Raw genomic sequence first — 10,114 nt, 5'->3', positions numbered from 1 at the left:
CGGCTCTGGGACGCCGACCGCTACGACGGCACCAACCCGCCGGACACGGTCACCGGCGCCCTCTTCGGTCTCTCCGAGTTCACCAGCGCGAACTTCTTCAGCGACGATACGATGGCGCCCCGGGCCTTCGTGAACCCCGAGCTGCCACTGCCGGCGCTGGACCGGCTCGTCCCCGGTCCCATCGAGGTCTATCCGCCGACCGGGAGCCGGCGCCAGTACCTGACGAAGACCGGTGACGGTGTTCCCGTCACCCACATGGTCGCCGAGGGCCTGTTCTCTCGCGTCACGCCCCCGTTCGTCACCCGGCACGTGCTCGACGACTTGGTCTTTGGCGACTACGCGGCGCACCTGCTGCCCCGCGCCATCGGCTACGCCTCGGCGCTGATCGACTACTTCTTCCGGGGGCGCCTCGAGATCGCCCCGCCGGACCGGCACGTGTACGGCCTCACGGGCTTCCAGGAGGGCAACGCGGGCGCGTTCACGAGGCTGCGCTTCAAGGTGCGCAATGTGTCGGGGCTCGGGTCAGACCCGACCCTCCCGGAAGACGTTCCCGCGGGTCAAGCCGGAGAGCTGAGGGCGGTCGTTCGATACCGTACCGCTGCCGGCGTGAATCTGCTCGTGCGCCCCGAGGCCGATCTGTCGGCGCCCGTGGTCGCGGCCTCGGCCCCGCAAACGGTGACGCTGACCCGGGACTTCACGGAGCTGAACTTCGACTTCAGCAACAGCCCCATCCCGACGAACGCCGCCGACATATTCCTGACGGTGGTCTATCGGGGCCCGCTGGGCCTGGAACAGGACGCGGTCGCGGTCGGTGGCAAGGATCTCTTCGAGCCCGATTCCATCCCGATCGTCAACGCCACCGACTACGACTGCTTCAACGGCAGCCTGGCCCACGTGTCGGATTTCACCCACTTCCCGCCCTTCGATCCGTTTCTTCCGTTCGATTCGAGCAATCCTCAACCGCGCGATGTGAACGCGGACGGCCAGCAGGATCTCTTCGGCCCCGATGATGAGCTGGACGGGATCTTCACCAAGGCGCTCAGCTTCTTCGCGGCCCCGACCCCCTCGGAGAGCCGGTTCGACTTCGCGCTCCCGCAACGCACGTCAGCGCAGTACATCCGCTATTCCGTCCTCCAGGACGAGCCCTTCTACACGGTCGCCTGGCGAATCGGTCGCGTCGTGGATCGCGGAAACACGCTGACGCCCACCTTCCCGAATCTCGTGATGAGCATCCCCTTTGCCGCGAACATCAATCGCCTCATCCTTCTGCCGGACGGAAACGTGGCCCACCAATTCAGGACCTCGTTCACGTATCGGGGCGTCACAGCCACTGACATTGTGCTCTTTCTCGCGAAACCTGGGCGGTTCACTCAATGTCTGGGCGCTTCCTTCAACGCATCACCGAACCTGATCCGGATCGATGGAACGTTGGCAGCACCGTAGGAGGCGTCATGAACGCGATCAGACTTTTGACCGTCGCCGCCACCGCGCTCCTCGCGGCCCCGCCACTCGGCGCGCAGGAGCTTCATTACTGGGGCCAGGTCACGGGAGTGGAGAGGCGAGGCTGGATCGAGCGTCAAGGGCAGCACGCCGACGTCGGCGAAGGGGACGAGATTCCCGGAGTCGGCGTCGTCCAGGAGGTGCGGGATGACGTTCTCGTGGTTCGGCGGACCTTGACGGACGACGAGAAACAGCGGCTGAGAGTTCAAGGCCAGGAGGTCGTCGATGTCAAGGTCAGCATCGTTCCCAACCTCTGGCGCCGAGTCGGCCGCTAGTGCCGTTCCAACTATTCGCGCCTAGGAAGGCACCGTGTACGTCGTTCCTGGCCAGAGTTAGTACCAACAAGTTGGAACGGCACTAGGCGGACGACCCGCGCCTCGCCTCACCACTTGTGCGCCTTGTACCACTCGTAGATCTCCTCGCCCGTCGTCATCCAGACGCCCTTGTGCCGGCGGATGTAGTCGTAGACCGCCTCGAAGTACTTGATCCGGTGCGGCACGCCGTGGATGTAGGGGTGCACGGCGATGGCCATCACTCGTGGATTTCGCGCCCCCTCGGCGTAGAGGCGGTCGAACTGGTCCCGGCAGCGCTGCAGCCACTCCGACGAGGCGTGGTGCTGGATGATCATCATCGGGATGTCGTTCAGCTCGACCGTGTAGGGCACCGACACCAGGGGGCCCGCCGTGGTCCGGAGCTCGTAGGGCTGATCGTCGTTCACCCAGTCCGAGACGTACTCGATCCCCTCCTGGGCGAGCAGATCGAGCGTCTCCCAGGTCTCGGTGAGCCCGGGACCGAGCCACCCCTTGGGCTTCTTGTCGGTGAACTTCTGCAAGATAGAGATCGCTTGTCGGATCGCCTCCCGCTGGTCCGGCAGCAGGTGCATCGCGCCCTGCACGACGCCGTGGCCCATGAACTCCCAGCCGGCCTCCAGCATGGCCCTGGCGACCGGCGGGTAGGAGTTGCACACGTTGGCGTTGATGGCGGTGGTGGCCCGGATCTTCCGCTTCTGTAACGCGTCGAGCAGGCGCCAGAAGCCGACCCGCATGCCGTAGTCGTGCCAGGCCCAGTTGGGGACGTCGGGGACGACCGCCACCCCCTGGGGCGTGGACAGGTACTGGCGGGGCATCGCCTTCTCGATGCTCCACTCCTCGACGTTGACGATGGTCCAGACGGCGATCCGGGCGCCTTTGGGCAGCGTCCAGCGCCGGCGGCCGGCGATCGGCGAGTAGTCGAAGCGTTCGTGGGGCAGCTTCACAGGCGCCTCCTTGAACGGGCCCGGCGGGCCGGGAGTTTCACGCGCGGCTCCAGGCGGCTATAGTACAATCCTCCCCCGTGACGCCGCCCCCTGGCATCGACATCCACGCGCACTTCTTTCCCGAAAGCTACCTGAGACTCCTCGAACACGAGGGCGCGGCCGCCGGCGCGCGTCTCGATCGCACGAACCCCGCCGGGCCGGTCATCGTGATCGCCGGCGCCCCTACCGCGCCGCTGGAACCCGCATTCATCGACCTCGAGCTCCGCCTGAAGGCGATGAACCGCACGGGCATCGCCGTCCAGGCGCTCTCGCTGACCGTCCCCATGGTCTACTTCGCCGGCAGCGGCCTGGCCAAGCGCCTGGCCCAGACTTTCAACGACGCCATCGCCGAGGCGCACACCGCGCACCCCGACCGCTTCGTCGGCTGCGCGACGCTGCCCCTACAAGATCCCACGCTGGCCGTCACCGAGCTGGAGCGCGCCGCCCGGCTGCCCGGCGTCCGCGCCGTCTATCTCGGTACCAACGTCAACGGCCGCGAGCTCAGTGATCCGGCCTTCGGGCCGGTCTTCGAGCGCTGTCAGGAGTACGAGCTGCCCGTGCTGCTCCACCCGATCAACGTGGTGGGCGCGGCGCGCCTGGGGCCCTTTTACCTGAGCAACCTGCTGGGCAACCCGTTCGACACGGCCGTCGCCGCCGCCCACCTCGTCTTCGGGGGCGTGCTCGACCGCTTCCCGCGCCTTCAAATATGCCTGCCTCACGGGGGCGGGGCGCTGCCGTACCTCTACGGCCGCCTCCAGCACGGGCAGCGCGTGCGCTCGGAGGCGCGCGATCGCGCGCGCCGGCCCTTCGGCGCCTACCTCCGCCGCTTCACCTACGACACCATCACCCACTCCCCGGAGGCGCTGCGCTACCTGGTGGACCTCGTGGGCGCCGACCGCGTGATGGTGGGGAGCGATTTCTGCTTCGACATGGGCTACGAGCGGCCGCGCGACATCGTCACCAAGCGGCTCGGGCTCAAGGCGGCGGACCAGGCGCGCATCCTCCGCGGCAACGCCGCGCGCCTGCTCGGACTGGCGTGACCGCCGAGTTCTGGATCATCCAGACGTTCAACGGCCTGTCGTACGGCGCGCTCCTCTTCCTGCTCGCCAGCGGGCTGTCGCTCATCTTCGGCGTCATGCGGATCGTCAACCTGGCCCACGGCTCGTACTTCATGCTCGGCGGCTACGTCGGGCTCTCGGTGGTGTGGCGCACCGAGAGCTTCGCCGCCGCGGTGCTGGCCGGCGCCCTGGCCATCGGGCTGATCGGCATCGCGATGGAGCGGCTGTTCCTCCGCCGGCTGGCCGGGCAGGTGCTGGGCCAGGTGCTGATGACGATCGGCTTCGCGCTGATCTTTCAGGACGCGGCGCTGCTCATCTGGGGCGGCGACCCCTACACGATTCCCGTGCCGGGTCCGCTCCGCGGCGTGCTGCGGGCGGGCGCGCTGAGCTTCCCCACCTACCGGGCCTTCATCGTGGTCGTGGCGGCGGTGGTGGCCACCCTCCTCTGGCTCGCGCTCGATCGCACGCGCGCGGGCGCCCGCATCCGCGCGGCGGTGGACGACGCGGAGATGGCCCAGGGGGTGGGCATCAACGTGCCCCTCCTGTCCCTCGTCGTCTTCGCGCTGGGCGCCGGCCTGGCCGCCATGGGCGGCGTCATCGGCGGCGCCTTCCTGGGCGTGTACCCGGGCGCCGACTTCGAGGTGCTCCCCTACGCGTTCGTCGTCGTGATCGTCGGCGGTCTCGGCAGCCTGCCCGGCGCGATGGTGGGGAGTCTCCTAGTGGGGCTGCTCGACAACTTCGGCAAGGCCCTCTTCCCGGAGCTGTCGTACTTCACGCTGTTCGCCCCCATGGCGCTGATCCTGGCGCTCAAGCCCACCGGGCTCTTCGGCCGCGTCTGATGAGCCGGCGCATGTCAACCGAAGCGGGGTATCGCAAGCCGACCGTGCTCCTTCTAGCGCCGGCTTTGCCGGCGCAATCGGTGCTGGGGGAGGCCTCGGAGGGGGCCGCCGAGGCCCCCTCCGATCTATGAGCCGGCGCGTCGCAGGCGTGGGCCTCATCGTCCTGCTGGCGGCGGCCACCGGGCCCGTGCTGCCGGCCTACCCGCTCACGCTGCTCACCCAGGCGTTCATCGTGGCGATCCTGGCCATGAGCCTCGACGTGCTCCTCGGCTACACCGGGCTGCCCTCGCTCGGCCACGCCGCCTACTTCGGCGTCGCCGCCTACGCCGTGGCGATCCTCGCCACCGAGCATCAGGCGGGGTTCGCCACCTGCCTGGTCGTGGGGATCATCGCCGCGGCCGTCACCGCCGCCGCCTTCGGGCTGATCGCCATCCGCGCCTCGGGCACCTACTTCCTCATGATCACCCTGGCGCTGGGGATGGTGGTCTGGGGGCTCGCGTTCCGGTGGGTGAGCCTCACCAAGGGCGACAACGGCATCTCCGGGGTGCCGCGCCCGGAGCTGGGGCTGCCCTGGAGCCTCTGGGGGCCGCTTCCCTTCTTCTACTTCTCGCTGGTGACGGCGGTGCTGGCCTGGGTCCTCATGGGCCTGCTCGTCGTGTCGCCGTTCGGCATGAGCCTCAAGGGCATCCGCGAGAGCGAATCGCGCATGCGGATCCTCGGCTACAACGTGTGGCTGCACAAGTACCTGTCGTTCGTCATCTCGGGGACCTTCGCCGGCCTGGCCGGCGTGCTGTGGGCCTACTACAACGGCTTCGTGAGCCCCGTGGACGTCCAGCTGGTCACGTCGGTCGAGACCCTCCTGATGGTCGCCCTCGGCGGGCCCGGCACGCTCGCCGGCCCCGCCCTCGGCGCCGCCCTCATCGTCTTCCTCAAGAACTTCGTCAGCGTGTACACCAAGCGGTGGCTGCTCATCCTGGGCGCCGTCTATATCGGCGTCATCCTCTTCGCCCCCCGCGGGCTGGCCGGCGCCTTCCGCGGCCAGCGTCACTGAGTAAAGGAGGACCGTCATGACTCGTCGTGCTCTGGCACTCCTCACGTTGGCCGCGCTGCTGACCGGCCTGGGCGCCGCGCTGAGCGCGCCGTCCGCAGCCCGGGCCCAAAGCGGCCCCATCAAGATCGGCCTGCTGGCGCCGCTCACCGGGGCCGCCTCGGCGCTCGGCAAGGACATGGTGAACGGAACCGAGCTCTACCTGGACGAGATCGGCCGCCAGGTCGCGGGGCGGAAGATCGAGCTCATCATCGATGACACCGAGGGGAACACCCAGACGGCCCTCACCAAGGCCCGCAAGCTCGTGGACCAGGATCGCGTGCACATCCTCACCGGCGGCCTGCTCGCATCCACCGGCTATGCGCTGCACCCCTTCGTCGACGCGCAGAAGATCCCGACCACGTACCCGGTGATGTCCTCCGACGACCTCACCCAGCGCAAGCCCGCCAAGTGGGTCGTGCGCACGGGCTGGAACTCGAGCCAGTCCATGCACGTCCTCGGTGACTGGATCTACAAGAACACGAAGTACCGCAAGATCGCCACCATCGGCGCCGACTACGCCTTCGGATGGGAATCCGTCGGGGGGTTCCAGAGGACCTTCGAGGAGAATGGCGGGCAGATCATCCAGAAGATCTGGGCGCCGCTGAACACCAACGACTTCTCGCCGTTCCTGGCCCAGGTCAAGCGGGACGCCGACGCCGTCTTCGGCGTCTTCTTCGGCAAGCTGGCCCTGCAGTTCGTCAAGCAGTACGAGGACGCCGGGCTGAAGGCGCGCGTGCCGCTGCTCTCCAACGGCACCACGGTCGACGAGTCGGTGCTCCCGCAGATGGGCGACGAGGCGCTCGGCACCATCAGCGCGCTCCACTACTCGGCGGCCCTCGACAACCCGGTGAATCAGAAGTTCGCCAAGGCCTTCGAGGCCAAGGCCGGCAAGGTCCCCTCCTACTACGCCGAGACGTGCTACACCAACGCCCGGTGGATCGTGGAGGCGATCAAGGCCGTCGCCGGCAAGGTCGAGGATCGCGAGACGTTCCTGGCCGCGCTGCGCAAGGTGGACCTCAAGGACTTCCCCCGCGGACCGGTGAAGATCGACCAGTGGGGCAACCCGATCCAGAACATCTATGTCCGAAAGGTGGAGAGGGTGGGCGGCAAGCTGCAGAACACCGTCGTCGCGACCTTCCCGGCGGTCAGCCAGTTCTGGAAATACAACCCCGAGGAGTTTCTGAAGATGCCGCTCTACACGCGCGACTACCCGCCGTGCAAGCACTGTTAATCCTCGGAGGGGGGCTTCGCCCCCCTTCCGAAACCTCCCCCCAGGACAGGATTGCGCCGGCCAAGCCGGCGCTCGAACCGCGCGAATCCCGCGCTCGAAGCCCGCGCGAAGGCCGCCGGTGGGTGAGCTGGCACTGAGGCTCGATGGGGTCTCCAAGGCGTTCGGCGGGCTCCGCGCCGTCGACGGCATCGCGCTGGCCGTGCGCCCGGGCGAGCGGCGCGCGCTGATCGGCCCCAACGGCGCCGGCAAGACGACGCTCTTCAACCTCATCTCGGGCGAGCTGCCGGTGACGTCGGGCACCATCCGCCTCTTCGAGCGCGACGTCACCCGGGTGGCGCCGCACCGGCGCGCCGGGCTGGGGCTGGCCCGGACGTTCCAGATCACCAACCTCTTCCCGACCCTCACCGTGCTCGAGAACTGCCTGCTCGCCGTCCAGGCTCTGACGGCCGTCAAGTTCTCCATGCTGCGGCCCCTGGCGGGGTACCGCGCGCTGGAGGAGCGCGCGCGGGAAGGGTTGGCAGCGGTGGGGCTCGCCGATCGGGCGGCCTCGATGGTGCGCAACCTCTCCCACGGCGAGCAGCGGCAGCTGGAGATCGCGCTGGCACTGGCCGGCCGGCCGCGCGTGCTGCTGCTCGACGAGCCGACGGCCGGGCTCTCCCCGGCCGAGTCGCACCTCATGGCCGATCTGCTGCGGCGGCTCGATCCCGCCATCACCGTGCTCATCATCGAGCACGACATGGACATCGCGCTGGAGATCGCCCAGCACGTCACCGTGCTGCACTACGGGCGCGTCATCGCCGATGGTCCCCGGGAGGAAATCAAGGCCAACCCGCTGGTGCGCGAGATCTACCTCGGTGCTTGAGATCGCCGGCGTTCACACCTACTACGGCGAGAGCCACGTGCTCCACGGCGTGTCGCTGGCGGTGGGCCCGGGGGAGATCGTCACCATCCTCGGGCGCAACGGGATGGGCAAGACGACGCTCATCCGGTCGGTGATCGGCTTCACGCCGGCCCGGCAGGGCACGATCCGCTTCAAGGGCGAGGACATCACGCGCTGGCCCCCCTTCCGGGCCGTCGAGCGCGGCATGGGGCTGGTGCCGCAGGGGCGGCGCGTGTTCCCGTCACTGACCGTGCGCGAGAACCTCGAGGTCGCCGCCCGCGCCAACGGCGGGCGCTGGACGCTGGCCAAGGTGCACGAGCTGTTCCCGCGCTTGCAAGAGCGCGCCGGCAACCGGGCCAACAAGCTCTCGGGCGGCGAGCAGCAGATGCTGGCCATCGGGCGTGCGCTCATGACCAACCCCGACCTGCTCCTCATGGACGAGCCGACCGAGGGGCTGGCGCCGCTGCTGGTCCGCGAGGTGGGGCGCGTCATCGCGGAGCTCAAGCGCGAGGGGCTCTCCATCTTGCTCGTCGAGCAGAACATGCCGATGGCGCTGGCGGTCGCCGACCGCGTGCACGTGTTGAGCCGGGGCCAGATCGTATACTCCGCGACGCCCCCGGAACTCTCGGCGAACCACGAGATCCAGTCGCGGTATCTTGGGGTCTAACGATGGCTATGCGCTTCGGGACCTACTATTTCTTCCAGGCGCCGCCGCAGCTGCGCCACCGAGACATCATCCACAACGAGCTCCAGCAGGCGGAGTGGGCGGAAGAGCTTGGGTTCGACGCGGTCTGGCTCACCGAGCACCACTTCATCGACTACGGGCTCTCGGTGGATCCGGCCACGCTGGCCGCGGCGATCGCCGCCCGAACCCGGCGGGTGCGGATCGGGCTGGCCGCCGCCATCCTGCCCTTCCATCATCCCATCCGCCTGGCCGAGCAGATGGCCCTGGTGGACATCATCTCCCAGGGCCGGCTGGACGTGGGCATCGGGCGCGGCAACCGCCCGGTGGAGTTCGCCGGCTACGGCGTGCCCCAGATCGAGAACCGCGAGCGCATGGACGAGGCCCTGGAGGTCGTGGTGCGGGCCTGGACCGAGCCCCGCTTCAGCTTCCAGGGACGGTTCTTCTCGTTTCAGAACGTCGAGGTGATCCCCAAGCCCCTGCAGCGGCCGCATCCGCCCCTCTACCAGGTCTGCGTCTCCAAGGACACGATCGAGAACACCGCGCTGCGCGGGTGGCCGATGCTGAACTCGATGCTGCGGGGCGGGGTCGAGCAGCTCGTGACCCAGCGCGACACCTACGTGGCGGCGCTGGAGAAGGCCGGGCGGAGCCCGAGCGAGATCGCCGGGCTGCTGGGGGACTGGGGAGTCTCCCGCCACATCTACGTGGCGCCCACCGATGCCCAGGCCCAGCAGGAGGCGAAAGCCGCCGAGCTCTGGTACCAGGAGGCCTTCCGCCGCTTCGTGATCCCCGAGCGGATCGAGGACGCCCATCCGGCTCTGCAGGCCGGCTTTCGGGCCATGGCCGAGCGCCTCGGCAAGATCAACTGGGAGGATCTGGTCCGCGAGACGTTGGCCTTCGGTTCGCCCGACACGGTGGCTGCCAAGATCGAGGCGATGCGCGCGATGGGTGTGGGGCAGCTGCTCTGCTGGATGAGCTTCGGGGGCCTCGCCCAGGACAAGGTCCGCCGCTCCATGGAGCTCTTCGCGCGCGAGGTGATGCCGCGGTTCAGAGGCGACGGGTCAGCGCCAGCACGAGCAAGATGATCAGTATCAGCCCAAGACCAGCTCATCTCTTACCCTCCGTTGGCGCGTGTCATCCCACTCATCCTCGCGTATGACGGAACAGAGGCGAAAGAACCAGATGGATTCGGCATGCTCAAGAGAATGCTGAACGACGGCGAGGTTCAGGCGCCAGCACCATTGCACGAACTGTTCGCCGAGCTGGATCGCGACGACTCGTGGTGGATTCACGGCTTCAAGCGAGATACTGGCATCCGTCAACGACTGACTCACTACACCGATGTGGTGTACTTTCAGGGCAGCACCAAACCCGGCGACCCTAGAATGACGAGTGACGTGTCGCTTATCAGCGTCGGCGGGCCCGTTCACGTCCCAGAGTTCGAGGGCGCCTTGCAGGAGCTCTTCGGAAAGCTCTGCCAGTGGCTTGAGCGGCTCGATCTTCTACTCCTTCGACACCTGTCGGAGAAGCTGGCGGCAAA

General features: G+C 68.1%; 11 protein-coding genes. 10 read left to right on the top strand and 1 reads right to left on the bottom strand.

Annotated features, from left to right (window positions below; all coding sequences use genetic code 11):
* Together VGV13_05640 and VGV13_05635 are read left to right on the top strand one after the other, a co-directional pair.
* The coding region (locus VGV13_05640) for a hypothetical protein (protein ID HEV8640562.1) at positions 1-1,443 on the top strand (1,443 nt) is incomplete at its 5' end.
* 8 nt (positions 1,444-1,451) lie between these two features.
* Positions 1,452-1,775 carry a hypothetical protein gene (locus tag VGV13_05635; GenBank protein HEV8640561.1) on the top strand — a complete coding sequence of 108 codons (324 nt, stop codon included), beginning with the start codon at positions 1,452-1,454 and terminating at the stop codon, positions 1,773-1,775.
* A 107-nt stretch (positions 1,776-1,882) separates the two neighbouring features.
* Here VGV13_05635 and VGV13_05630 read toward each other — a convergent pair whose 3' ends face one another.
* Positions 1,883-2,755, bottom strand: a complete 873-nt coding sequence (locus tag VGV13_05630) for a polysaccharide deacetylase family protein (GenBank protein ID HEV8640560.1) — start codon at positions 2,753-2,755, stop codon at positions 1,883-1,885.
* Positions 2,756-2,832: 77 nt separating this feature from the next.
* Here VGV13_05630 and VGV13_05625 point away from each other — a divergent pair, with 77 nt between their 5' ends.
* The 8 genes from VGV13_05625 to VGV13_05590 all read left to right on the top strand — a co-directional run.
* A complete protein-coding gene (locus tag VGV13_05625) occupies positions 2,833-3,834 on the top strand; it encodes an amidohydrolase family protein (GenBank protein HEV8640559.1) in 1,002 nt (333 codons plus the stop codon).
* Complete coding sequence (locus VGV13_05620; GenBank protein ID HEV8640558.1) at positions 3,831-4,691, top strand: branched-chain amino acid ABC transporter permease; 861 nt, start codon at positions 3,831-3,833, stop codon at positions 4,689-4,691. Before VGV13_05625 ends, VGV13_05620 begins: the two co-directional genes overlap by 4 nt.
* Before the next feature lie 127 nt (positions 4,692-4,818).
* Entirely contained in the window at positions 4,819-5,742 is a 924-nt protein-coding gene (locus VGV13_05615) for a branched-chain amino acid ABC transporter permease (protein ID HEV8640557.1), read from the top strand.
* A gap of 16 nt (positions 5,743-5,758) precedes the next feature.
* Positions 5,759-7,012, top strand: a complete 1,254-nt coding sequence (locus tag VGV13_05610) for an ABC transporter substrate-binding protein (protein HEV8640556.1) — start codon at positions 5,759-5,761, stop codon at positions 7,010-7,012.
* Between the two features lie 118 nt (positions 7,013-7,130).
* Positions 7,131-7,874, top strand: coding sequence for an ABC transporter ATP-binding protein (locus VGV13_05605; protein ID HEV8640555.1), 744 nt, complete (start codon positions 7,131-7,133; stop codon positions 7,872-7,874).
* Positions 7,867-8,559, top strand: coding sequence for an ABC transporter ATP-binding protein (locus VGV13_05600; protein HEV8640554.1), 693 nt, complete (start codon positions 7,867-7,869; stop codon positions 8,557-8,559). Before VGV13_05605 ends, VGV13_05600 begins: the two co-directional genes overlap by 8 nt.
* Before the next feature lie 8 nt (positions 8,560-8,567).
* Positions 8,568-9,659, top strand: a complete 1,092-nt coding sequence (locus tag VGV13_05595; protein HEV8640553.1) for an LLM class flavin-dependent oxidoreductase — start codon at positions 8,568-8,570, stop codon at positions 9,657-9,659.
* Between the two features lie 108 nt (positions 9,660-9,767).
* Positions 9,768-10,114, top strand: a 347-nt coding sequence (locus tag VGV13_05590) for a hypothetical protein (protein ID HEV8640552.1), incomplete at its 3' end; no start/stop codon positions are given.

It is taken from the genome of Candidatus Methylomirabilota bacterium (genome assembly GCA_036001065.1).
Lineage (GTDB): Bacteria > Methylomirabilota > Methylomirabilia > Rokubacteriales > CSP1-6 > MNEF01.
The sequence above is the reverse complement of the archived record's forward strand: the minus strand, read 5'-3'. Positions and strand labels throughout refer to the sequence as shown.